This is a genomic window from Nonomuraea sp. NPDC005650, from assembly GCF_040605375.1.
Taxonomy (GTDB): Bacteria; Actinomycetota; Actinomycetes; order Streptosporangiales; family Streptosporangiaceae; genus Nonomuraea.
Map to the genome: position 1 here is coordinate 38,743 of NZ_JBEXCR010000019.1, position 24,011 is coordinate 62,753.

Genomic DNA, 24,011 nt, shown 5'->3' on the forward strand with positions numbered 1-24,011 from the left:
CGCGTTGTAGTCCGGGCTCAGCCCGCCGATCTAGAAATTTCGTGATTAGGGTCTTAGCGTGCGGCGAACCTTCCTCAAGATCGTGCGCTACTTCAGACGTCCCAGGGTCTTCGACGCGACGCTGGTGATCCTGCTCTCCCTCCCCGCCCTGTTCGCGCTGTTCTACCTGCTCCCCCAGGGCACCCTGGAATCGATCCGGGGCGCGGCGTTCTACCTGGCGGGCATCCCGTTCCTGCTCATGCGCCGCAGCCGGCCGGTCGTCACCGTCGCGCTCGTGACCGCGGTCGACCTCGTGAGCGTGGCGACCGGGACCTCGTTCAGCAGCAACGTGGCCTCGTCCATCGCGCAGTACAGCGTGGGCCGGTTCACCGCGGGCCGCACGACCGCGATCACGACGGCGGCGGTGTTCGCCGCGTACGCGACGACGGCGGAAGTGATCAGGCACGTCACCGGCGGCTGGGTGGTCTCCCTGTTCCTCGTCGGCGTGCCCGTAGGAATGGGGCTGATCGTCCGGCTCAGGACGGAGCTCGCCGAGCGCGGCCTGCGCGAGGCCGCCGACGCGGCCGTGCGCGCCGAGCGGCGGCGCATCGCCAGGGAGCTGCACGACGTGGTCGCCCACCACATCACCGTCATCAACGCCCTGGTCGGCGGCGCGCGGGCGACGCTCCCGCCCGAGCAGGAGGTCACCAGGAACGCGCTGGAGAGCGCCGAGCAGACCGCCCGCCAGGCGATGTCGGAGATGCGCCGCCTGCTGGACGTGCTCAGGGCCGACGGCGGCGAGGGCCCCGACGCCGCGACGGGGGTGGGCGCGGACCGGCTACCCTCGTTGATCAAGGAGGCGAAGTCGGCGGGGCTGCCCGCCAGCCTGACCGTGACGGGCGAGCCCGTCGCCCTGCCCGCGACCGTCGACCACGCCGTCTACCGGATCGTGCAGGAGGCGCTGACCAACACCCGCAAGCACGCGACCAGCGCCAGGGCGAGCGTGCGGCTGGCGTACGAGGACCGGGCCGTGGAGGTCGAGGTGGTCGACGACGGGCTGGCGGTGAGCGGCGGCACGCCGGGGTTCGGGCTCGGCGGCATGGCCGAGCGGGTGGCGTTGTGCGGCGGCCAGCTCTCGACCGGGCCCCGGCCGGAAGGAGGCTTCCGCGTGCACGCCCGCATCCCCCTGGAGACGACGCGATGATCAAGGTGCTGCTGGCCGACGACCACGAGCTGGTCCGCAAGGGCTTCAGGCTGATGCTCGACGCGCAGCCCGACCTCGGCGTGGTCGGCGAGGCCGCGGACGGGGCCGAGGCGGTGGAGCTGAGCAGGCGGCTGCGGCCGGACGTGGTGCTGATGGACCTGCACATGCCGGGGCTCGACGGGGTGCGCGCGACCGAGCTGATCACCGCGGAGCTGCCGGAGGTGCGGGTGCTCGCGCTGAGCACGTTCGACCTGGACGAGAACGTGGTCGCGGCGCTCAGGGCGGGCGCCTGCGGGTTCCTGCCCAAGGACGTCTCCCCCGAGGAGCTCATCGAGGGCGTGCGCGTGGTGCACCGGGGCGAGTCGGCCGTCGCCCCGCGGCTGCTGACCCGGCTGATCGGCACTTTCATCCACGCGTCGCACCCCAGGCCGGTTCACGCCGACCTGGACGGGCTGACCGACCGGGAGCGGGAGGTCCTCGTGCTGATCGCCCGCGGCAGGTCCAACACCGAGATCGCCCAGGACCTGTCCGTCTCCCCCTCGACCGTCAAGAACCACGTGACGAGCCTGTTCGCCAAGATCGGTGTCAGGGACCGTGCGCAGGCCGTGATCGTGGCATATGAGGCGGGGCTGATCCGCCCAGGAGAGTAGGACCACGCTCCCAGACCCCCTCCCTGGAGACGGTTCCCGGGCAGGAGGAAACCGGGCGCGCGCGACGGCACGCTGGGATCATGAGCGCGATACGAGCCATGAACCTGAGCAAGCGCTACGGCGGCACCGTGGCCGTCTCAGATCTGTCCTTCGACGTCGAGCCGGGTCAGGTGACCGGATTCCTGGGGCCCAACGGGGCCGGCAAATCGACGACCATGCGCATGATCCTCGGGCTCGACCGGCCGTCCGGCGGTTCGGTGCTCGTGGACGGACGGCCGTACGGGGAGCTGAAGCATCCGCTGCGCAAGGTGGGCGCGCTGCTGGACGCCAAGGCCGTGCACGGCGGCCGCAACGCGTACAACCACCTGCTGGCCATCGCGCAGAGCAACGGCATCCCGGCGGGCCGCGTGAACGAGGTGCTGGAGGCCGTGGGCCTGCGCGAGGTGGCCAAGCGGCGGGTCGGCGGGTTCTCGCTGGGCATGTCGCAGCGGCTGGGCATCGCCGCGACGCTGCTCGGGGACCCGGAGATCCTGATCTTCGACGAGCCCGTCAACGGGCTCGACCCCGACGGCATTCTGTGGATCCGCACGTTCATGCGCAAGCTGGCCGCCGAGGGCAGGACCGTGTTCGTCTCCAGCCACCTGATGAGCGAGATGGCGCAGACGGCCGACCACCTGATCGTGATCGGCAAGGGCCGGCTCATCGCCGACACGAGCATGCAGGAGTTCATCGGGCGCAGCTCGCAGGGATACGTACGGATCCGCTCGCCCCGGCTGGCCGAGGTGGCCGAGCTGGTCAAGGTCGGCGAGCTGTACCCCGACCACCTGCGCGTGACCGCGATGAGCACGCTCGAGATCGGCACCCTCACCGCGCGGGCCGGGATCCCGCTGGAGGAGCTGACGTTCGTGCAGCCCTCGCTCGAAGCGGCCTACATGGAGCTCACCAAGGACAGCCTGGAGTTCACGTCATGATCGACATCCTCAGATCCGAATGGACCAAGATCCGATCGGTCCGCTCGACGGTCTGGACGCTGGCCGTCACCGCGCTGCTGATGCTGGGCATGAGCGCGCTCATCAGCGCCGCCTCGAAGAACTCGGCCGACGGGCCGATCCCCGCGGACCAGGCGATCATGATGGGCCTGGTCGGCACCATGTTCGCCGCGCTGTCCATGGCCACGCTGGGCGTGCTGGTCATCTCCAGCGAATACCGCACGGGCGGCATCCGCACGTCGCTGATGGCCGTGCCCAAGCGCATGAGCCTGCTGACCGGCAAGATCGCGGTGTTCACGGGAGTGTCCCTGGTCGTCTGCACGGTCGCCTCCGCGGCCTCGCTCCTCGTCGGCCTGGCGATCACGCAGCCGCCGTCGCTCGGGGCGGGCGAGGTGGCGCAGGCCGCGCTCGGGGGCGGCCTCTACCTGACCGCCTGCGGGCTGTTCGGCCTGGGACTGGGCACGCTCATCCGGCACACGCCGGGCGCGATCGTCTCGGCCATCGCGCTGATGCTGGTCCTGCCGCAGGTGACGACCATGCTGCCCGGACAGTGGGGCAAGACCGTGTCCGACTACTTCACCACCAACGCGGGCTCCCAGATCGTGATGCCCCGGGGCGGCAGCTCGCTCGGCCCGTGGAACGGGTTCGGCGTCTACCTCGTCTGGGTCGTGGTCGCCATGATCGCGGGGGCCGTACTGATGCGGAAGCGGGACGCCTGAGGTCACTCGGCGCGGAGGGCGATGACGGGGTCCAGCCGGCCCGCCCTCCGCGCCGGCGCCACGCCGAAGAACACCCCGACCGCCGCCGACACCCCGAACGCCAGCGCGATCGACCACCACGTGATCGACGCCGGCACCTCGGTGAACGCCGTGATGGCCAGCGCGCCGCCCACCCCGAGCACGATCCCGGCGAGCCCGCCGATCGTCGTCAGCAGCACCGCCTCGATGAGGAACTGGGCGAGGATGTCGCGCTGCCTGGCGCCCAGCGCCTTGCGCAGCCCGATCTCCCGGGTCCGCTCGCGGACGCTGACCAGCATGATGTTCGACACGCCGACGCCGCCGACCAGCAGCGAGATGCCCGCGATGGCGGCCAGCACGCCGGTGAGCATGCCGAGCACACTGCCGATCGTGCCGAGCAGCGCGGTCTGCGTGACCGCCGAGAACTGCTCCCCCGGATACCGCGCCCGCAGCGCCGCCGTCACCTTCTCCGACAGCGGGTCGATCTCGTCCGGCCCGGACGCGCCGACCGCCAGGCCGTTGATCCGCTCGATCCCGAGCAGCCGCTGCGCCGTCGTCACCGGGATGTGGATCTCCTGGTCGCGGGAGAGCCCGAACGTCTGCCCGATCTCGGCGTACACGCCCACCACCCGGAACCTGGCCCCGGACACCGTCACCTGCCGCCCGATCGGGTCCAGGTCGCCGAACAGCCGGTCGGCCACCTCCGAGCCGAGCACCGCCACCCTGCGCCGGGTGTCCACGTCGGTCTCGCTCAGCGGGCGGCCCTTGTCCAGGGGGCGGTCGAAGATGTTGACGAGGTTCTGGTCGGTGCCGATCACCGTGACGAACGCCTCGACCCTGCCCACGCGTACGGTCTCGCCCGACTGCAGCGAGACCGTCACCTTCGACGGGTCGCCGATCACGCGCCGCAGGTAGGCGACGTCGGCCAGGCCCAGCTTGCTCTGCGTCGGGGCCGCGCCCAGGCTGATGCGGCCGGGGACGACGAGGATGATGTTCGTGCCGAGGCCGGAGATCTGCTTCTCGATCTCGTCCTTCGCGCCCGTGCCGATGGCCACCAGGATCACCACGGCCAGCACGCCGATGATCACGCCCAGCATGGTCAGCGCGCTGCGCAGCCGGTTGACACGCAGGGCTTCCAGCGCCATGGCCAGCGCCTCGCCGCCCCTCACGCGCTGTCCCTCTCGATGAGCCCGTCCCGTACGTGGATCTGCCGCCGGGCGTGGGCGGCGACGTCCGGCTCGTGCGTGACGAGCACGACGGCCACGCCGCCCTCGCCGTTGAGGCGGTCGAGGATGGCCATGACCTCCGCCCCGTTGGCGGTGTCGAGGTTGCCCGTGGGCTCGTCGGCCAGCAGCACCTTGGGCTCCCCGACCAGCGCCCTGGCGATGGCGACGCGCTGCTGCTCGCCGCCGGACATCTGGGACGGCCGGTGCTCCAGCCGGTGCCCGAGCCCGACCGCCTCCAGCGCCGCACGGGCCCGCGCGCGCCGCTCGGCCCGGCCGACCCCCCGGTAGACCAGCGGCAGCGCCACGTTGTCCAGCGCCGACGTCCTGGCCAGCAGGTGGAACGACTGGAAGACGAAGCCGATGGTCTTGTTCCGCAGCTCGGCGAGGTCGGTGTCGGACAGTCCGGAGATCTCCACCCCGTTGACCTTGAGCACACCCGAGCTGGGACGGTCGAGGCAGCCGAGCAGGTGCATGAGCGTGGACTTGCCCGACCCGGAAGGCCCGACGATGGCGGCGAACTCGCCCGGGTCGATCCGGAGCGTCACGCCGCGCAGCGCCTCCACGACCACGCCGTCGAGCTGGTAGCGCCGGGTGAGGTCCACCGCCTCGATGGCGGCCGTCATGGGATCGGCTGCCCTTGCCGTACGGAGTCCGCGCCCTTGACCACGATCCGGTCGCCCACGGACAGCCCGCCGAGCACCTCGACCACCGCGTCGCCCTGGGCTCCCAGCTTGACCACGCGGCGCTCCGCCACGCCGTTCCTGATCGCCCAGACCACGCTCTCGCGCCCGCTGGAGACGATGGCCGAGGCCGGGGCGGAGACGGCGGAGGGCGACTCGCGCACGGTCAGCCGCGTGACTGCGCTCATGCCCGGCTTGGGCATGGGCGCCTTGGAGCCGTCGTCGAAGGCGCCGGGGCCGAGCGTGAGCCGCACCGGGTAGCTGACGCCGCCCGTGGTGCCCTCCATGGGGTTGACGCCGATGCCGGTCACCGCCGCCGTGTACGTGGCGCCCGGCACCGCGTCCAGCTCGACGGCGGCCCGCACGCCCTTCTTGACCAGCAGCACGTCGGTCTCGTCGACGTCGGCGTCCAGGGTGAGCTGGGAAATGTCCGTGACGGTGACGATGGAGTCGCCCGCCGAGACAGGGACACCCGCCGCGACCGGGCTGCCGGAGGTGGCGCCGCCCGTCGAAGGCAGGGACGGGAGCTGCTGCCCGCCGCCGGGGAGCCGGCTGAGCAGCCCTTCGACGCCGCTCGCCGCCCCGCCGCCGCCCGAGGCGCGGCCGAGCGTGACGACGCCGCCGAACGGCGCCTTGATCGTGAGCGACCTGACCGTGCTCTCCGCCGCCTTGACCGCGGCCTTGGCCTGCGACTTCGACGCCGCCTGCAGCGAGGCCATGGAGCTGGACAGCCCGCTGGTCATACCGGACACCAGGCCGCTGATCGAGCGGTTGAGCTGGGCGGTGATCGAGGCCAGGGCCCTGGTCTGCGCCTTGTGCTGGGCCTGGGCGAGGTCGATGGCGTTCAGGAGCTGCCTGCGCGTCCCCGCGTCCTTCACCTTCTTCGCCTCCTTGCGGGCCCTGGCGAAGTGCGCGGCCACCTTGCTGTCGAACGCCCCGGTGTCGAACGACGGCAGCCGGACGTCCGGCGTGGCGAAGCTCATGGGGGTGGCGGCCTTGGAGGCCTGGCGGGCCTGCCGGAGCTGGCTCTGGGCCTGGGGCGAGCGGATCCTGGCCAGGATCTGGCCCTTGCGCACGCGATCGCCCTCGCGGACGTACAGCTTGGCGATCGTGCCCTGGGCGGGCGAGCGCAGTGTCGCGGAGGCACGCGCGCCGATCGTGGCGGGGGCCTCCACGACCTCGGTGACCGGCCCCCGGGCGACCTGGCCGACCTGGACCCCGGACGGCTCCTCGGACGTGCAACCGGTCAGTACGGAAAGGACGAGCAGCGGCGCGATGCCGCGACGTAACGTCACCCGACCCATCGTAGGAGCGAGGCCGGCCGGTCTCTCAGCCGGAGGCGAGCTGGCGCCCCCGGTCCCGGGCGGCCTCGATGGCGGCCAGGAACGCGGCCCGCACGCTGTGCCGCTCCAGCTCCGCGATGGCGGCGATGGTCGTGCCGCCCGGCGAGGTGACGGCCTCGCGCAGGATCACCGGGTGCTCGCCCGAGTCGCGCAGCATCACGGCGGCCCCGACGATGGACTGGGTGACCATGTCGAGCGCGGCGGCGCGCGGCATGCCGAGCAGGATGCCCGCGTCGACCATGGCCTCGACCAGGTAGAAGAAGTAGGCCGGGCCGCTGCCGGACAGGGCCGTGGCGGCGTCCTGCTGGGACTCGGGGATGCGCAGCACCTTGCCGACCGGGCTGAGCAGGCCCTCGGTGAGCTTGAGGTGCTCCTCGCCCGCGTGGGCGCCCGCCGAGATCACGCTCATCGCCTCGTCGAACCTGATCGGCGTGTTGGACATCACCCGGACCACGGGCACGTCCACGCCGAGCCGCTGCTCCACGAACGCCGTCGTGATGCCGGCCGCGGCCGTGATCACGAGCCGGTCGGCGGGTACGTACGGGGCGATCTCGGCCAGCAGTGTGGCCATGTCCTGCGGCTTGACGGCCAGGACGAGGGTGTCGGCGGTCTTGGCGGCCTCGGAGTTGGAGACGGTGCGCACGCCGTACGTCTCGCGCAGCGCCTGCGCCCGCTCGGCCCGGCGGCTGGTCGCCATGATGTCGCCGGGCTTGAACCCGGCGCGCAGCAGCCCGGACAGCAGGGCCTCGCCCATCTTGCCCGTGCCCAGAATCGCAATCATTGGGGCAGCCTACCGTCGGCTCACCAGCGACCTGAGGAAGAAGGCCAGGTTGCGGGGGCGTTCGGCCAGGCGGCGCATGAGGTAGGCGTACCAGTCGTCGCCGTAGGGGACGTAGACGCGCACCTTGGCGCCCTGTCCGGCCAGGCGGAGCTGCTCCTCGGGGCGCACGCCGTACAGCATCTGGTGCTCGTAGCCGGTCGCGTCGCGGCCTTCGAGCACGGCGAGCGTGGACGCGATCCGCACGAGCCTGGGGTCGTGGGTGGCGACCATGGGGTAGCCGGTGCCGGCCATCAGGACTCTCAGGCACCGTACGAAGGCGCGGTCGATGTCGGCGGGCCTGGTGTAGGCCCCCGGGGCGGTGTACGCGCCCTTGCACAGGCGCACCCGGGCCCCGCCGAGCCTCTCGCAGCGCTCCAGCGAGTCCGGCAGGTAAGCCTGCACCACCACGCCCGCGTCGGGATGGTCCTTGCGCAGCTCGGCGTGCACGGAGTGCAGGCCCGGGATCGTGTCGTGCTCCTCGGCGTCGAGCGTCACCGTCACGTTCCCGGCCGCGGCGGCCCGGCAGATCGCGGCGGCGTGGTCGAGCGCGAGCCGCTCCGACAGCCGCAGCCCGAGCGCCGTGAGCTTGACCGACACGTCGGCGCCGGGGGGCAGCAGGGCCAGCAGCCGCAGGTATTCGGCGACCGCCCGCTCGGCCTGCGCCGGCTCCGTCACGTCCTCGCCGAGGTGGTCGACGCTGACGAGCAGCCCCTCGCGGGCCAGCTCGCCGACCACCGCGCCCACGTCGCCGGCGACATAGCGCCCGACCACGCCCTCGGTCAGCGGCGAGGTCGAGATGACGCGCTCGGCGCGCTCGCTCTTGGAGATGGCCAGCAGGGCCTGACGGAGCACGTGAACCACACTAGACCGCGGCGTGATGAACCGCGGAACGCTCTTGTCCGTCGAAAGGGTATGCGTGCAATGACTGCGACTCTCCTGGCCGGATGTCTGGTGCTCGCGACGAGTTGCGGCGCGGCGCCACCCGCCAACCAGGCCGCCTCGGCGGTCCCGGCCAACCCGCCCGCGGTGGCGAACCCGGTCACCACCACTCCGACGACGAGCCCCAAGAAGGGCCCCGAGCCGGTCAAGCCGACCGGCGACGCCATCAACGTCCACAAGGTCCGCTGGACCAAGGCCAAGGCGGTGTCCAAGAGGAAGATCCAGCTCACGTGGTGGTCGGGCGTCGCCCCGTGCACGGTGCTGGACCGCGTCAAGGTCAAGGAGACGGCCAAGCGCGTCACGATCACCCTGTACGAGGGCACCTCGCCCAAGGCCAAGAACGTGTCGTGCATCATGATCGCGATCGAGAAGACCACGACGGTCACGCTGAAGAAGCCGATCGACAAGCGCAAGATCGTGGACGGCGCCAAGTAACCCCAACGAATCGGACGACCCCGGCACCGCGCCGGGGTCGTCCGCGTGCCCAGGAACCTTCCGCGGATCCGCCGCCGTTAAAGGGAATGCCGGTGCGCTCACGAGGGTTGAGTCGAGTAGGCTCAAGTCGTTTGACAAAGACGACCGGCATTCGTACCTTGAGTCCACAAGACTCAACTTTGACTACAAGGACGTACTCATGGCACGTGCGGTAGGTATCGACCTTGGGACGACCAACTCCGTCGTCTCGATCCTCGAGGGCGGTGAGCCCACCGTCATCGCCAACGCGCAGGGCTCGCGGACCACGCCGTCCGTGGTCGCCTTCGCGAAGAACGGCGAGGTGCTCGTCGGTGAGGTCGCCAAGCGGCAGGCCGTCACCAATGTGGACCGGACGATCCGATCGGTCAAGCGGGAGATGGGCACCAACTGGTCCCAGGAGATCGACGGCAAGAAGTTCTCCCCCCAGCAGATCAGCGCCTTCGTCCTGCAGAAGCTGAAGCAGGACGCGGAGGCCTACCTGGGCGAGAAGATCACCGACGCGGTGGTCACGGTTCCCGCCTACTTCAACGACGCCCAGCGCCAGGCCACCAAGGAGGCCGGCACGGTGGCGGGCCTCAACGTGCTCCGCATCATCAACGAGCCGACCGCGGCGGCCCTCGCCTACGGGCTCGACAAGGAGCAGGACCAGACGATCCTGGTCTTCGACCTCGGTGGCGGCACCTTCGACGTGTCGCTGCTCGACGTCGGCCAGGAGGACGGCCACGGCTTCGTCGAGGTCAAGGCCACCTCCGGCGACAACCACCTCGGTGGTGACGACTGGGACCAGCGCGTCGTCGACGAGCTCGTCAAGCGCTTCCAGAACGCGCACGGCGTCGACCTGGCCAAGGACAAGATGGCGCTCCAGCGCCTGCGCGAGGCGGCCGAGAAGGCCAAGATCGAGCTGTCCAGCCAGTCCGAGACCAACATCAACCTGCCCTACATCACGGCCTCCTCCGAGGGCCCGCTGCACCTCGACGAGAAGCTGACGCGCTCCGAGTTCCAGCGGCTGACGGCCGACCTGCTCGAGCGGACCAAGGGCCCGTTCCACCAGGTCATCAAGGACGCCGGCATCAAGGTCTCCGACATCGCCCACGTGGTGCTCGTCGGCGGCTCGACCCGCATGCCCGCCGTGACCGAGCTGGTCAGGGAGCTGACCGGCGGCAAGGAGCCCAACAAGGGCGTCAACCCGGACGAGGTCGTCGCCATCGGCGCCGCCCTGCAGGCCGGTGTGCTCAAGGGTGAGGTCAAGGACGTCCTGCTGCTCGACGTGACCCCGCTGTCGCTGGGCATCGAGACCAAGGGCGGCATCTTCACCAAGATCATCGAGCGCAACACGACGATCCCGACCAAGCGCTCCGAGGTCTTCACCACGGCCGAGGACAACCAGCCGTCGGTGCAGATCCAGGTCTTCCAGGGCGAGCGCGAGATCGCCTCGTACAACAAGAAGCTGGCCACCTTCGAGCTGACCGGCATCGCGCCGGCGCCGCGCGGCATCCCGCAGATCGAGGTCACCTTCGACATCGACGCCAACGGCATCGTCAACGTCTCCGCCAAGGACCTGGGCACGGGCAAGGAGCAGTCGATGACGATCACCGGCGGCTCCGCGCTGCCGAAGGACGACATCGAGCGCATGATGCGCGAGGCCGAGTCGTACGCCGAGGAGGACAAGAAGCGCCGCGAGGAGGCCGAGGTCCGCAACAACGCGGACGGGCTCGCCTACCAGACGGAGAAGTTCCTCCGCGAGAACGACGACAAGGTCCCCGGCGACATCAAGACCGAGGTCAACGACGCCCTGTCCGAGCTGAAGAAGGCTCTGGAGGGCACCGACACCGACGTCATCCGCACCTCGGCGGAGAAGCTCGCCACGGTCAGCCAGAAGATGGGCTCGGCGATCTACGCCGCCGGCCAGGGCCAGCAGGCCGGTGGCGAGGGCGCCCCGCAGGACGCCGCCGCCGGTGACGGACAGAAGGCCGACGAGGACGTGGTCGAGGCCGAGATCGTCGACGACGAGCCGAAGAAGGACAAGTGATGCCGCCGCGCGACAACGGGCATGACGAGCCGGTGATCCGCGACAACCGCAAGATCGACCCGGAGACCGGGCAGGTCAGGGAGACCACCGTCGCCGACCAGGCACCCCAGCCTACGGCGGCGGAGGCCATCGCCAACGGCGAGCTGGCGTCCCAGCTCGCCGAGCGGACCGCCGACCTGCAGCGGCTCCAGGCCGAATACGTGAACTACCGCAAGCGGGTCGAGCGCGACCGGGCCGCGGTCAGGGAGCAGGCTGTCGCGGGCGCTCTGGTGGAGCTCCTGCCCGTGCTCGACGACATCGGCCGGGCCCGCGACCACGGCGAGCTCACCGGAGGCTTCGCGAAGGTGGCGGAGTCGCTGGAGGCGGCCGTCACCAAGCTCGGCCTCAGCGCCTTCGGCCAGAAGGGTGAGCCTTTCGACCCGACCGTCCACGAGGCGCTGATGCACAGCTACTCGTCGGACGTCACCGAGCCGACCGCGATCGAGGTGCTGCAGCCTGGATACCGGATGGGTGACAGGGTGCTGCGCCCGGCGCGGGTGGCCGTCGCGGAGCCCGGGGACGCCACTCCCGCGTCCAATGACGACGACGAAAACTGACAACAAGGACGAAGGGCCGTAGATGAGCACCAAGGACTACCTGGAGAAGGACTACTACGCCGTCCTTGGTGTGCCCAAGACCGCCACCGCCGAAGAGATCAAGAAGGCGTACCGGAAGCTGGCCAGGCAGTACCACCCGGACACCAACCAGGGCGACCCGACCAAGGAGACCAAGTTCAAGGAGGTCTCCGAGGCGTACGACATCCTGTCCGACAGCAAGCGCCGCAAGGAGTACGACGAGGCGCGCACGCTGTTCGGGTCCGGGGTGGGCGGCCAGCGGCCCGGCGGTGGCGGTTTCCCGTTCGACTTCGGTGACCTGTTCGGCGGCACCGGGCAGAACACGGGCGGCAGCGGCGGCGGTGCGGGCGAGCGGCTCGGCGACCTGTTCGGCGGGCTGTTCAACCGGACGGGCGGCACCGGCCGTACGACCACCACGTCGAGGCCGAGGCGTGGCCAGGACATCGAGTCCGAGGTCACGCTGACGTTCACCGAAGCGGTCGAGGGCACCACGGTGTCGCTCAGGCTGACCAGCTCGGCCGCCTGCGCCGCGTGCACCGGCACCGGCGCCAAGGCGGGCACGACCCCCAGGGTCTGTCCCACCTGCGAGGGCACGGGCGCGGCCAGCCGAAACCTGGGCAACTTCGCCTTCTCCGAGCCCTGCCGCGACTGCAAGGGCCGCGGGCTGATCGTGGACGACCCCTGCCCCGTGTGCGAGGGCAGCGGCCGGGCCAAGAGCACCCGCACCATCCAGGCCCGCATCCCCGCCGGCGTGGCCGACGGCCAGCGGGTCAAGCTCAAGGCGAAGGGGGCGCCGGGGGAGAACGGCGGCCCCGCCGGCGACCTCTACATCCTCACGCACGTCAAGCCGCACGCCGCCTTCGGCCGGGCCGGTGACAACCTGACGGTCACCGTGCCGGTGACGTTCACCGAGGCGGCGCTCGGCGCGGAGATCAAGGTGCCGACCCTCAAGGGCATGCCGGTTACGCTGCGCATTCCCACGGGTACGCCCAACGGGCGCACGTTCCGCGTGCGCGGCAGAGGCGTCACCCGCAAAGACGGCACCAAGGGAGACCTGCTGGCCACGCTCGAGGTGGTGGTGCCGAAGACGCTCGACGACAAGTCACGTGAGCTCCTCAGCGAGTTCAACACCGCGACCGCGGGTGAAGACCCGCGCGCTGAGCTGATTCAGCGAGCCAGAAGCGAGTAGCCGATGGACGCCAACTATTTCGACCTGTCAGATGACACTCCCGTTTATGTGATTTCGGTGGCCGCGCAGCTGTCGGGGCTCCACCCGCAGACGCTGCGCCAGTACGACCGGCTGGGCCTGGTCAGTCCTGGCCGCACGGCGGGGCGCGGCCGCCTCTACTCGACCCGCGACATCATCCAGCTCCGCGAGGTGCAGCGGCTCTCCCAGGAGGAGGGCATCAACCTCGCGGGCATCAAGCGGATCCTCGAGCTCGAGAACGAAGCTCTGCGGCTGCGTGAGGAGGTTCACCGCCTGCGTGCCGAGATGCGCATGGTCAGAGCGTTGATCCGATATGAGCTGCCACCGGGGGCATAGGAAGAATGGACTACAAGCTCACCCAGAAGAGCCAGGAAGCGCTCTCGGGTGCCATGCGGCGTGCCGCCGCGGAGGGCAACCCTGAGATCTCCCCCGCTCACCTGCTGACCACCCTGCTCTCCCAGACGGGCGGCACCGCCGTCCCCCTGCTCGAAGCCGTCGGCGCCGACTGGCGCACGCTGCGGGCACGGGCCGAGGAGCAGCTCGCGGCGCTGCCGAAGGCGCAGGGCGCGACGGTGGGGGCGCCGTCGAGCTCCCGCCAGCTGCTCACGGTGCTCAACACCGCCGCCCAGCACGCCAACCGCCTCGAAGACCTCTACGTCTCCACCGAGCACCTCCTGGTCGGCCTGGCCGCCGACGGCGGCCAGGTGGCCGAGCTGCTCAAGTCGCAGGGCGCGACGCCGCAGGCGCTGCTCGACGCGTTCGAGAAGGTACGCGGGCACGCCCGCGTCACCAGCGAGACCCCCGAGGACACCTACCAGGCGCTGGAGAAGTACGGCGTCGACCTGACCGAGCGGGCCCGCGCCGGCAGGCTCGACCCCGTCATCGGCCGCGACTCCGAGATCCGCCGCGTCGTCCAGGTGCTCAGCCGGCGCACCAAGAACAACCCGGTGCTCATCGGCGAGCCCGGCGTCGGCAAGACCGCGGTCGTCGAGGGCCTGGCCCAGCGCATCGTGGCCGGCGACGTGCCCGAGTCCCTGCGCAACAAGCGGCTGATCTCGCTCGACCTGAGCGCGATGGTGGCCGGCGCGAAATACCGCGGCGAGTTCGAGGAGCGGCTCAAGGCCGTGCTCTCCGAGATCAAGGAGAGCGACGGGCAGATCGTGACGTTCATCGACGAGCTGCACACCGTCGTCGGCGCCGGGGCCGCCGAGGGCGCGATGGACGCGGGCAACATGCTCAAGCCGATGCTGGCCCGCGGCGAGCTGCGCATGATCGGCGCGACCACGCTCGACGAATACCGCGAGCGCATCGAGAAGGACCCGGCGCTGGAGCGCCGCTTCCAGCAGGTCTACGTGGGCGAGCCCTCCGTCGAGGACACGATCGCGATCCTGCGCGGGCTCAAGAGCCGCTACGAGGCCCACCACCAGGTGCAGATCGCCGACAGCGCGCTGGTGGCCGCCGCCGCGCTGTCCGACCGCTACATCACCAACCGCTTCCTGCCCGACAAGGCCATCGACCTGGTCGACGAGGCCGCCTCGCGGCTGCGCATGGAGATCGACTCCCGTCCCGTGGAGATCGACCAGCTCCAGCGCAACGTCGACCGGATGAAGATGGAGGAGCTGGCGCTCTCCAAGGAGACCGACGAGGCCTCCGTCCAGCGGCTCGAACGCCTCCGCAAGGAGCTGGCCGACCGCCAGGAGGAGCTCAACGCCCTCGTCGGCCGCTGGGAGCACGAGAAGGCCGGGCTCAACAAGGTCGGCGAGCTGAAGAAGCAGCTCGACGAGGCGCGCGGCGCCGCCGAGCGGGCGCAGCGCGACGGTGACTTCGAGGCCGCCTCCAGGCTCATGTACGCCGAGGTGCCCAGGCTGGAGCAGGCGCTGAAGGCCGCCTCCGACGCCGCGCCGCCGGACAACGCCATGGTCAAGGAGGAGGTCGGGGCCGACGACATCGCCGAGGTGATCTCGTCGTGGACCGGCATCCCCGCGGGGCGGCTCCTGGAGGCCGAGACGGCCAAGCTGCTGCGCATGGAGAGCGAGCTGGGCAGGCGGCTGATCGGGCAGCAGACGGCCGTACAGGTCGTTTCCGACGCCGTACGCCGGAGCCGGGCGGGCATCGCCGACATCGACCGGCCGACGGGCTCGTTCCTGTTCCTCGGGCCTACGGGTGTGGGCAAGACCGAGCTGGCCAAGGCGCTGGCGGAGTTCCTGTTCGACGACGAGCGGGCGATGACCCGCATCGACATGAGCGAATACTCCGAGAAGCACAGCGTGGCCAGGCTCGTCGGCGCGCCTCCCGGCTACGTCGGCTACGAGGAGGGCGGCCAGCTCACCGAGGCCGTGCGGCGGCGCCCGTACACGGTGGTGCTGCTGGACGAGGTCGAGAAGGCCCATCCCGAGGTCTTCGACATCCTCCTCCAGGTGCTCGACGACGGGCGGCTGACCGACGGGCAGGGCCGCACGGTCGACTTCCGCAACACGATCCTGATCCTCACCTCCAACATCGGGTCGCAGTTCCTCATCGACCCCAAGCTGGAGAACGGCGCCAAGCGCGAGGCTGTCATGGGTGCGGTGCGGAGCTCGTTCAAGCCGGAGTTCCTCAACCGGCTCGACGACGTGATCCTCTTCGACGCGCTCGGCACGGAGGAGCTGGCGCAGATCGTCGACCTGCAGGTCGAGCGGCTGGCGCGGCGCCTGGCCGACCGCCGGCTGACGCTGGAGGTCACGCCCGCCGCCCGCGAGTGGCTGGCACTGACGGGCTACGACCCGCTGTACGGCGCCCGCCCGCTGCGCCGCCTGGTCCAGTCGGCCATCGGCGACAAGCTGGCCAAGGCCGTGCTGTCCGGCGAGGTCGTGGACGGCGACAAGGTCAAGGTCGACCTGGGGGACGACGAGCTCCTGATCCAGCGCGGCTGACCATTTTCCCGGAGCCCGGGGCCCCTTTCTGGGGCTCCGGGCTCCCGGCGTTTTCGGGGGTATACGCCGTACACCTTGAGGGTTTACGCTGTATACCATGAAGACGACGTCAGAGCGGATCGCCGAGGCGGCGCGCGACATCCTGGTGGGCGAGGGTTCCGAGGCCGTCACCATGCGGCGGGTGGCCGACGCGGTGGGCATCACCGCCATGGCGATCTACAAGCACTATCCCAACCGTCAGGCGCTGCTGCGCACCGTCGTGGACCGCACCTTCCAGGACCTGGCGGCGAGCTGGGGCCACCGGGTCGCCGGCGGGGACTGGGAGGACCGGGTCTTCGGACTCCTGGATGACTTCCTGGACTTCGCCCTGGGCGCTCCGCACCTCTACACGTACCTGATGACCGAACGGAGAGAGCTGGCCAGGCGCTTCCCCGACGACTTCGCCACCGGTGACTCCCTCGCCTTCGGGCACCTGGTGATCCTGGTGGAGGAGGGCATGCGCGCCGGGCACCTGCGCGAGGACGACCCGCTGGAGGTGACGCTGGCGCTCACCTCGTCGGTGCAGGGCCTGGTCCAGCTCCACCTGGGCGGCCGCATCGGGCTGCCGGAGGAGGAGTTCCGCGCGCTGTGCCGCAGGACTGCCGGAAGGGTCCTCAATGGCGTCAGGGCTTAGGCGCGCACTCGTCGCGGTCCTGCTGCTCCTGGTCGCCGCGACAGGTTACGGCGCCTGGTACGGCAGCGACCAAGCCGTCGGCGTCGTCCACTACGGTCAGAGCAACACCATGGTGCTGTCCGCGCAGCCCGGTGCGGTCACCCTCACCGACACCCCCGACACCCGCAAACCAGGCGTCTACTGGCTGGAGTGGACGGGCTCGTTCACCATGCTCGGACCGGTCACCACGCGCCGGGACGGCCGGGTCACGCGCACGGTGCTGCGCGGGCACCTTCCGTCGGCGGGCACGCCCGGCTGGTTCGGCGACGTCCCGCCCGGCGATCCCAAGGTCGCCTGGGACATCGACTTCTCAGAGATCGCCGTTCCCACCGAGCTCGGCCCCGCCCCCGCCTGGTACGTGCCCGGCCGCGGCACGACCTGGGTCATCGCGGTGCACGGCCAGAACGGCAGGCGCAAGGCCGAGCTGAAGGTGTTGCCGGTCGTGCACGAGCTGGGCCTGCCGTTCCTGGCCATCACCTACCGCAACGACGAGGGCGCGCCACGCTCCCCTGACGGGCTGCTGCACCTGGGCGCCGGCGAGTGGCGCGACCTGGAGGCGGCCGTGCGGACGGCCCAGCGCGTGGGGGCGCGGCGATTCGTCCTGTACGGCACCTCCATGGGGGGAGCGGTCGTCGGCCACTTCCTGACCCATTCGGCGCTGGCCGGCACGGTGGACCGGGTCGTCCTGGACGCGCCCATGATCGACGCCGGCATGACCAACGAGCAGGGCGCGAGAAAGCACGGCCTGCCGCCGTTCTTCGGCCTGTTGGTCGGCCAGGTCATCACCTGGCGCACCGGCGTGGACCTCGATCGGCTCAGTCTCATCCGTCACCCGCCCCGGGTCCGGCCCCCGTCGCTGGTCCTCCACACCGTGGGCGACACCGAACACCCCGTGCGCGAGGCCCGCGACCTGGCCGCCACCGGGGCCAGGATCGGCTGGGACGTCCGGCTGGAGGAGTTCCCGAACGGCGGGCACACCGAGGCGTGGAACACCGACCGCGCCCGCTACGACCGGCTGGTGCGCGACTTCCTGTCCACGAAGTGACGGCACCGGCGTGTCAGGTCCCGGTCAGCCGGCCACGTCTTTGGTAAGGTCCGGCCCACTCTTCGGACAAGCCGCACTCCCGCGGCCGAATGTGTGACTACGTTCAGCGTTCGTCAGATCACCGAAATCGATCAGGGACGTGAAGTGTCATCTCAGAAGATCCGGAGCATCATCGCGGTGGCCACTCTGACCGCGGGCATCACCTGGCTGGCCGCGACCCCCTCGACGGCCCGCTCGTGCGCGGACAAGCAGCCTGTCCTGCTTTCGCCCAAGTCGGCCGTCTCGTACTGTGACGAGCGCACCCAGGCGCGCGTGTACAACGGCAGCAAGCTGGTCACCACCGAGAGCAACGACCTCGCCCAGGCGGCCGGGGAACTGGCCAGGCAGCTCGGCCTGACCGGGCTCGCCTCCGGGCGCAAGGTGCTCGGCATCGCCGACCTGGGCGGGATGGCGGCGACCTGGGGCATGCCCTCGCTGGTCTCGGCCTCGCCCGCGCTGTTCCCGACGGTGCCGGGTCCGGCCGGGATGAAGGATCTGGCGACCGTGGCCGAGGTGCCCGGTCTGCCCGCCCTGCCCGTGCTGCCCGAGAAGCCGCTGGTGGCCAAGGTGCCCGGCGAGGCGTCCCTCAAGGACCGTCCGTACGCGAACCGCGTCGCGGGCCACGAGATCGAGTCGCCGCTGGACCTGCAGAAGCCGGCCGAGGAGGTCGGCTCCGAGGTGGTCGACATCCTGCTGCCCAAGACGGTCGAGAGCGTCGAGGGCGCCTCGATGCTGCCGGGCAGCCAGCCGGCGGTGGACGGGTTCACGGGCCTGGCGCGAGAGCTGGGGCTGCGCTGATCCACCCGGTCCGGGCGCAGGCCGTGCCTGCCGCGCCCGGCTTCCCAGACCGGAGGGGTCGCGGGCCGTACCCACCGTGGCCCCTCCGCCTCCCGCTCGTGGAGGCGCAGGCGTCATCGCGGCACGGTACGTTGCCGCCCGAGGACGCCCCAGGGGCGAAAGTCTCGGGTGCACGGCCGCGGGTGAGCGCGGCCGTGCAGCGGTGGTCAGTGGACGAGAGCGTCCAGTTCGTCCTCAGGGAGCCCGAGATCGACCCGGATGCGGTAGCGGGTGCGCAGGAGCGCCCCCTGCTCCGGATCGTTCTCGTCGCATCCCAGGACCGCCTGGGTGGCCCATTCGAGCCCGCCCTGGAGGTCCCCGTAGGCGACCAGCGTCTCGGCGATCGTGTGAGCGGTCGCCGTGGAGACGCCGCCCTCCGTACGTATCGTCTCGATGACCTCCCTGGCCTCATCGGGCCGGTCGAGCTCGAAGAGGGTGTCGGCGATGCCGGCGCGCGGGTCGAACCCCGCCTCGCCACCGTCCTCTACCGCGCGCTGGAAACACTCCATAGCGCGCGCCGGCTGGCCTGCCGCTCGCCATTCTTCGGCAGCGAGGACCAGGATGGACGCCCTGGAGACGTCGCCCGACGAGTAGCCGAGCGCGACGTCGTATAGCCGACTGGCCAGGGAACTGTGGTCGTCGGCCAATAGGGCCTGCTCAAGCAGACGATCAAGGTGCTCACGGGTCACATGCGCCACACCGCGAGACTACCGAGCCGGTCGGCGCTTTGCCCGGTCAATGCGCATCGCCGGTCAGTCACAAATTAGGTAACGCCGCGTCCAATAGTGCTGACCGAGAGCGTGTTCGCCCAGGTGACAGGGCATATACGGGTCGCTTTGCTGCTACGCGAGCAAGGGGGCTGTGATGGGCGTGTCCAAGCAGATGACCTTCACACTGGCCTGTGTCGTCGTGTTGGCGGCCCTCGTCCCCGGTGTGGCGGGTTATTTGTCGGCCCGATTGGAGGCCATCGAATCCGCCGAACGCAGCCTGCATGCGCTGGAGGCCCGGCTCCATGTCCGGGAGGCCAGGGAAGCCCGGCCCGCCTCGATGTCCTCGCCGTGCCTGCGCACGCCGGCCACCCCGCACTTCCAGCAGGTGCCCGCGATCGCGCTCAGCGAGCACGGGAAGCGGCTGCCTGCCTGGCTGACCGGCCTGATCAGGGAAGCGGCGGACTTCGACCAGGACTAGCGCAGCGACCAGGATCGCAGCTGGCGCGACAGGAAGCCCCGGATCAGCTGTTTGGCCGCGTCGACGATCTCCGGCGAGCCCTTGGGGTCACGGCGGAAGGCCAGCTTGAGCACGGCGTCGCCCGCCTCGACCGCCACCAGCACGGCCAGGTCGAGCTCCGGGCTGTCCGCCAGCCCGAACTCCTTGAGCAGCAACCCCCGCAGCCGGCCCGCGATCACCGTGTTGTTGTCGGAGTCGGAGTCGAGCAGGTTGAGGTCGACGACGTCGCCGAAGTGCAGGCTCTTGAAGCCGGGGACCGTCCTGTGCATGTCGACGTACTCGTCGATGATCGCGTCGATGGCCTCCCACCAGCCGCGATATTCCTCCGTCAGGAACCTGCGGTCGACCCTCCGCACGAACTCCTCGACATTGCGCCGGGTGAGCTCCTGGGTGACGGCCCGCTTGTCGGGGAAGAACTGGTAGATCGACCCGATCGCGACCCCTGCCCGCTCGGCTATGCGAGTGGTGGACAGGGCTTCGTATCCGGTCTCGTCGAGCAGCTCGGCGCACGCGTCGAGCATCCGCTCCACGCGCCGCGCGCTGCGGCGCTGTGCCGGCTGGCGCCTGAGTGCTTTGGACTGGGCGCAATCATCATCGAGTTGCGGCGAGGACACGCAGTCATCTTCTCCCGGATGGGCGATCGTTACCTACCAATTCCTGAATTTCTTTTGGGTCCGTTCCAGCGCGCGAGCGCGCGCATGGATCCAGGCGAAATCCGGGAAAGGGCATACCCGATTTTCCCCTCCAGGTTGACCGGCACGACGGCCTGATTCCGGTGTACGGCCCGCAGAATGTGGGCGGCCACCCGCTCGGCGGGATATCCGCGCCGCGCCAGGCTCCGTACGGCCTCCTCCCGCAGGTCAGCGCCCACGTACGTGGTGTGGCGCGCGATCGGCGTCGAGACGAACCCCGGGCAGACGGCGCTGACCCCGATCCCGTGCCCGCCCAGCTCGGCCCTGAGACAGTCGCTGAGCATCTTCACGGCCGCCTTGGAGGTCGAGTACGCGGGCAGCAGCCGCGACGGCGCGAACGCGGCCAGAGAGGCGACGTTGACGATGTGGCCGCCTTCCCCGCGCTCGACCATGGCGGCGCCGAAAAGCCGGCAGCCGTGGATGACGCCCCACAGGTTGACGTCGATGGTCCTGCGCCAGTCGTCCACCGTATGATCAAGAAAAGACCCGGCGACGGCGATCCCGGCATTGTTCACCACAATGTCCGGCACCCCATATTGAGCGATGATATTTCGCGAAAAATCTTCCATTTGATCGATATGCGATACGTCGACCTGCGCGGCGTGCGCCGTACCCCCGAGGTCCTTGGCGATGGCGTCGGCGGCCCGCGCCGCGGCGTCGGCGTCGATGTCCGCGCACACGACCCGCGCGCCATGGGCCGCGAACGCCCGCGCGGTCGCCAGCCCGATCCCCGACCCCGCCCCGGTGACCACCGCCAGCCGCCCCTCGAAGGCGCGCCGCGGCCCCCGGGCGGCGGGGGCGGCGCCGGCGAACTCGGCGACCATCCGGGCCACCGCCTCGGGGCGGCTCCGGTGCGCCCAGTGCCCGGCCGCCACCTTCCGGTGCCGGAGCCTGGGCGCCCACTGCCCGATCGAGGCCAGCAGCGCCGGGGTCACGAAGGAGTCCCCAGTGGCCTCGATGATCTGCACGGGCACGTCGCCGACGCCCGGGTCGCCGGCCGTGCCCATGTTCAGCCGGTACATCCACAGCCCGTTGCGCCCGTCCTTGACCAGGGTCCGCGCCGGGTGCCCGGGCCGCGGCGAGACCCCCTCGCGCCGCAGCGTGCGGGAGATGATCCGCGGCATGAGCGAGCCCCACGCCAGCTCCGGCGCCGCCGGAACCTGGAACGCCCCGATGTACCAGGACTTGAGGCGCTGCGCCGCGACGTCCCGCCGCCGCCCGTGCCCCAGGAAATGGGCGGTCTGCCGCAGCCCCGGCCCGCCCAGGCTCGTGAACGACGCGATCCGGTCCCGCAGCCCGGCCCGGCCGAGGGCCTCCCAGCCCTGGAGCGATCCCCAGTCGTGCCCCACGAGATGCACCCGGGGCGAGCCGACGGCGTCGATCACCGCGGCGAGGTCGGCGATCAGGTGGTCGAAGCCGTAGTCCCGGCGGTTCCGCGGCGCCGTGGACTCCCCCGCCCCGCGCACGTCGTACCGGACGACGTGGTGGCGGTCGCGCAGGAGCGCGGCCACCTCGTCCCAGACGCGGTGCGTGTCGGGATAGCCGTGGAGCAGCAGCACCGTCGGGTTCGCCGGGTCGCCTTCCTCGAAGACCGCCAGCCGCACGTCACCGGACTCGACCCATCGCATCGCGACCTCCTATTGGACAAACCATCCAATAGAATAGATCGTTCAGGGGCGCGCGGCCAGCCCGGCGCAGGAGCGCAGCGCCTTCCAGTCCGTGACCGCCTGGGTTCGCGCGACCCCCGTCATCGGTATGGGCACGCCCCCCTGGATGGTGGCCGGGGTCCAGGTGTCCTTGAGCACCTTCCGCCCGTTGATGGTCAGCGTCAGGACGCCGGTCAGGCCCGTGGTGCCGGCGGTGGAGTTGTAGAAGACGAAGTTGCCCATGCCGTAATTGACGTAGGCCCTGCCCAGATACCCGGATCCGAGCAGGATGTGCGCGTGCCCGCCGATCACCACGTCGGCGCCCGCCTTGACCAGCTTGGGGGCCAGCGAGAGCTGCGCCGGGTTCGGGCATTTCTGCATCTCGGTGCCCCAGTGCAGGTGGACGATCACGGTGTCGGAGTTCTTCCGCGCCTGCCGCACGGCCCGCAGCAGGCTGGCCTCGTCCTTGGCCGAGGCCAGTCCGCCCTGGTCGGCGGTGGCCGTCCACGCCTGGATGAACTCCGCGTCCAGCACCTGCGTGGCCCCGATGATGGCCACCCGGTTGCCGTTCACGGTCCTGCGGAACGGCTTGTACGCCTGCGCCGCGTCCTTCCCGATCCCCACCACGGGGAACTTGCTGGTCTTGATCGCCGCCAGCGTGTCCGTCAGACCGGTCTCCATGTAGTCCATGCCGTGGTTGTTCGCCATGGAGACGACGTCGACCCCGGCGGCCTTCAGCGCGGTGAAGGCGGTCGGCGGCGCTCGGAAGGTGTACTGCTTCTTCGGCGCCGGCGTCCCGCCCGTGGTGATCGCCGTCTCCAGGTTCACCATTGATAAGTCGGACTTGCGCAGCACGCTCGCGATCGGCCCGAGCGCCGTGCGCGGGCTGGCCAGGCGCGCCCGCAGCATCCCCTCGAAGTGCACGTCCCCGCCGAAGGAGATCGTGTACGGCTGCCGCTTCGGCTTCGGCTTCGCGGTCGGCTTCGGCGTCGGCGACTCGGCCACCGGCCGGTCCACCTGCTTGCTCTGCGGCTCTTTCTCAGGTGCCGACGAGCAGGCCACCAAGGATGCGACGACGGCGAACAACGGCAGGGCACGGGGGAGTCTCATCTGCCGCCACTTCCGCTCGAATCCGGTCGTCTAGGGATTGAGCATGCCATGTAGGGCGGATTACCGCGCAGGCTCCCCCGTCTCCAGCAGCCCGCGCATCGCCCCCCAGGTGGCGTCGTCCATCGGCGTGTACACGACCAGCCGGATCTCGGGCACGGCCGTGAGGCTGGTCGTGCTGAAGCGCAGCTCCCCCAGCTCCACGTGCTTGAACCGCTTCACCCTCGGCCCCGGCTCGGCCACGTCCTGCCTGGCCCAAAGCCGCGCGAACTCGGCGCTCTCCGAGCTGAGCCGGCGTACGAAGTCCTGCCAGCACGGGTCGTCCACGTGGCGGCTGTAGGCGCCCCTGAACACGGCGACCGCCCGCGCGAGCTCCTGGTCGCGGTTGAGCAGCAGGGTCGTGGGGGCGGGGGTGAGGCAGGTGTGCCAGAGCGAGTTCCGCTCGCCCTCCGGCGCGTCGACCACCTCGGGGAACAGGGCGGCGTACGCGGCGTTCCAGGCCAGGGCGTCGCACCGGCTGTTGGTCACGGCGGCGGGCATGTCGCCGAGCCGGTCGAGGATCTGCCGCATCTCGGGCGTCACCTGGCCCGAGTCGGTGCCGGCCGGGATCTGCGCCTGGCCCGCCAGCCGGTAGAGGTGCTGGCGCTCGGCGGCGTCGAGCCTCAGCGTACGGGCGATCGCGTCGAGCACCTGGGTGCTGGCGTTGATCGGGCGGCCCTGCTCCAGCCACGTGTACCAGGTCACGCCGACGCCCGCGAGCTGGGCGACCTCCTCGCGCCGCAGTCCGGGCGTCCGCCTGCGCGGCCCCGGCGCGAGGTCGACCATCTCGGGAGTGATCCGCGCGCGACGCGTCCGCAGGAACGCCGACAGATCAGTGCGCTTTACCTCTGCCACCCTCACATC

General features: G+C 70.6%; 23 protein-coding genes and 1 pseudogene. 14 read left to right on the top strand and 10 right to left on the bottom strand.

The annotated features are described in order from the left end of the window. Positions 1-58: 58 nt before the first annotated feature. The 4 genes from ABZS69_RS30870 to ABZS69_RS30885 all read left to right on the top strand — a co-directional run bounded on the left by ABZS69_RS30870 (position 59) and on the right by ABZS69_RS30885 (position 3,541). Positions 59-1,183: a histidine kinase gene (locus ABZS69_RS30870; RefSeq protein ID WP_355378703.1), complete on the top strand. Its 1,125-nt coding sequence runs from the start codon at positions 59-61 to the stop codon at positions 1,181-1,183. Then, positions 1,180-1,833, top strand: coding sequence for a response regulator transcription factor (locus tag ABZS69_RS30875; protein WP_355378705.1), 654 nt, complete (start codon positions 1,180-1,182; stop codon positions 1,831-1,833). Before ABZS69_RS30870 ends, ABZS69_RS30875 begins: the two co-directional genes overlap by 4 nt. 80 nt (positions 1,834-1,913) lie before the next feature. Continuing rightward, positions 1,914-2,804: an ABC transporter ATP-binding protein gene (locus ABZS69_RS30880; protein WP_355378706.1), complete on the top strand. Its 891-nt coding sequence runs from the start codon at positions 1,914-1,916 to the stop codon at positions 2,802-2,804. Continuing rightward, positions 2,801-3,541, top strand: a complete 741-nt coding sequence (locus tag ABZS69_RS30885) for an ABC transporter permease (RefSeq protein ID WP_355378708.1) — start codon at positions 2,801-2,803, stop codon at positions 3,539-3,541. Before ABZS69_RS30880 ends, ABZS69_RS30885 begins: the two co-directional genes overlap by 4 nt. 2 nt (positions 3,542-3,543) lie before the next feature. On the opposite strand, the gene ABZS69_RS30890 is transcribed toward ABZS69_RS30885, so the two are convergent. The 5 genes from ABZS69_RS30890 to ABZS69_RS30910 are packed head-to-tail and all read right to left on the bottom strand — an operon-like array spanning position 3,544 to position 8,480. Further along, entirely contained in the window at positions 3,544-4,728 is a 1,185-nt protein-coding gene (locus ABZS69_RS30890) for an ABC transporter permease (RefSeq protein WP_355378710.1), read from the bottom strand. Then, positions 4,725-5,408, bottom strand: coding sequence for an ABC transporter ATP-binding protein (locus ABZS69_RS30895; protein WP_355378711.1), 684 nt, complete (start codon positions 5,406-5,408; stop codon positions 4,725-4,727). Before ABZS69_RS30895 ends, ABZS69_RS30890 begins: the two co-directional genes overlap by 4 nt. Further along, positions 5,405-6,760, bottom strand: coding sequence for an efflux RND transporter periplasmic adaptor subunit (locus ABZS69_RS30900; RefSeq protein ID WP_355378712.1), 1,356 nt, complete (start codon positions 6,758-6,760; stop codon positions 5,405-5,407). Before ABZS69_RS30900 ends, ABZS69_RS30895 begins: the two co-directional genes overlap by 4 nt. 34 nt (positions 6,761-6,794) lie before the next feature. Beyond that, the gene (proC, locus tag ABZS69_RS30905; protein ID WP_355378714.1) at positions 6,795-7,589 is read right to left on the bottom strand and encodes a pyrroline-5-carboxylate reductase; all 795 of its coding nucleotides are present in this window, start codon (positions 7,587-7,589) and stop codon (positions 6,795-6,797) included. A 9-nt stretch (positions 7,590-7,598) separates the two neighbouring features. Further along, entirely contained in the window at positions 7,599-8,480 is an 882-nt protein-coding gene (locus ABZS69_RS30910; protein WP_355378716.1) for a proline dehydrogenase family protein, read from the bottom strand. 69 nt (positions 8,481-8,549) lie between these two features. On the opposite strand from ABZS69_RS30910, the gene ABZS69_RS30915 reads away from it, so the two are divergent. The 9 genes and pseudogenes from ABZS69_RS30915 to ABZS69_RS30955 all read left to right on the top strand — a co-directional run bounded on the left by ABZS69_RS30915 (position 8,550) and on the right by ABZS69_RS30955 (position 18,397). Further along, positions 8,550-9,002: a hypothetical protein gene (locus ABZS69_RS30915; RefSeq protein ID WP_355378718.1), complete on the top strand. Its 453-nt coding sequence runs from the start codon at positions 8,550-8,552 to the stop codon at positions 9,000-9,002. 199 nt (positions 9,003-9,201) lie between these two features. Continuing rightward, positions 9,202-11,070, top strand: a complete 1,869-nt coding sequence (dnaK, locus tag ABZS69_RS30920; RefSeq protein ID WP_355378720.1) for a molecular chaperone DnaK — start codon at positions 9,202-9,204, stop codon at positions 11,068-11,070. Continuing rightward, positions 11,070-11,666: a nucleotide exchange factor GrpE gene (gene grpE, locus ABZS69_RS30925; RefSeq protein ID WP_355378722.1), complete on the top strand. Its 597-nt coding sequence runs from the start codon at positions 11,070-11,072 to the stop codon at positions 11,664-11,666. The genes dnaK and grpE overlap by 1 nt, the downstream gene beginning before the upstream one ends. A gap of 22 nt (positions 11,667-11,688) precedes the next feature. Continuing rightward, entirely contained in the window at positions 11,689-12,873 is a 1,185-nt protein-coding gene (gene dnaJ, locus ABZS69_RS30930) for a molecular chaperone DnaJ (RefSeq protein ID WP_355378724.1), read from the top strand. Positions 12,874-12,876: 3 nt separating this feature from the next. Continuing rightward, a pseudogene (locus ABZS69_RS30935) lies at positions 12,877-13,158 on the top strand (helix-turn-helix transcriptional regulator); the annotation flags it as partial. A gap of 74 nt (positions 13,159-13,232) precedes the next feature. After that, a complete protein-coding gene (gene clpB, locus ABZS69_RS30940; protein ID WP_355378726.1) occupies positions 13,233-15,803 on the top strand; it encodes an ATP-dependent chaperone ClpB in 2,571 nt (856 codons plus the stop codon). A 97-nt stretch (positions 15,804-15,900) separates the two neighbouring features. Continuing rightward, positions 15,901-16,476, top strand: a complete 576-nt coding sequence (locus ABZS69_RS30945) for a TetR/AcrR family transcriptional regulator (protein WP_355378727.1) — start codon at positions 15,901-15,903, stop codon at positions 16,474-16,476. Further along, a complete protein-coding gene (locus tag ABZS69_RS30950; RefSeq protein ID WP_355378729.1) occupies positions 16,460-17,560 on the top strand; it encodes a hypothetical protein in 1,101 nt (366 codons plus the stop codon). The genes ABZS69_RS30945 and ABZS69_RS30950 overlap by 17 nt, the downstream gene beginning before the upstream one ends. 144 nt (positions 17,561-17,704) lie before the next feature. Further along, positions 17,705-18,397: a hypothetical protein gene (locus ABZS69_RS30955; protein WP_355378731.1), complete on the top strand. Its 693-nt coding sequence runs from the start codon at positions 17,705-17,707 to the stop codon at positions 18,395-18,397. A 206-nt stretch (positions 18,398-18,603) separates the two neighbouring features. Here ABZS69_RS30955 and ABZS69_RS30960 read toward each other — a convergent pair whose 3' ends face one another. Then, positions 18,604-19,134 (bottom strand): hypothetical protein, encoded by a 531-nt coding sequence (locus ABZS69_RS30960; RefSeq protein ID WP_355378732.1) that lies wholly within the window; start codon positions 19,132-19,134, stop codon positions 18,604-18,606. 166 nt (positions 19,135-19,300) lie between these two features. Here ABZS69_RS30960 and ABZS69_RS30965 point away from each other — a divergent pair, with 166 nt between their 5' ends. Next, positions 19,301-19,624, top strand: coding sequence for a hypothetical protein (locus tag ABZS69_RS30965; protein WP_355378734.1), 324 nt, complete (start codon positions 19,301-19,303; stop codon positions 19,622-19,624). Here ABZS69_RS30965 and ABZS69_RS30970 read toward each other — a convergent pair. The 4 genes from ABZS69_RS30970 to ABZS69_RS30985 all read right to left on the bottom strand — a co-directional run bounded on the left by ABZS69_RS30970 (position 19,621) and on the right by ABZS69_RS30985 (position 24,002). After that, positions 19,621-20,184 (bottom strand): TetR family transcriptional regulator, encoded by a 564-nt coding sequence (locus ABZS69_RS30970; RefSeq protein WP_355379026.1) that lies wholly within the window; start codon positions 20,182-20,184, stop codon positions 19,621-19,623. The genes ABZS69_RS30965 and ABZS69_RS30970 overlap by 4 nt on opposite strands. Before the next feature lie 122 nt (positions 20,185-20,306). Further along, positions 20,307-21,983: an SDR family oxidoreductase gene (locus ABZS69_RS30975; protein ID WP_355378736.1), complete on the bottom strand. Its 1,677-nt coding sequence runs from the start codon at positions 21,981-21,983 to the stop codon at positions 20,307-20,309. A gap of 42 nt (positions 21,984-22,025) precedes the next feature. Next, positions 22,026-23,111 (bottom strand): CapA family protein, encoded by a 1,086-nt coding sequence (locus tag ABZS69_RS30980; protein ID WP_355378738.1) that lies wholly within the window; start codon positions 23,109-23,111, stop codon positions 22,026-22,028. A 60-nt stretch (positions 23,112-23,171) separates the two neighbouring features. Beyond that, positions 23,172-24,002, bottom strand: a complete 831-nt coding sequence (locus ABZS69_RS30985) for a helix-turn-helix transcriptional regulator (protein ID WP_355378739.1) — start codon at positions 24,000-24,002, stop codon at positions 23,172-23,174. Positions 24,003-24,011: the final 9 nt, after the last annotated feature.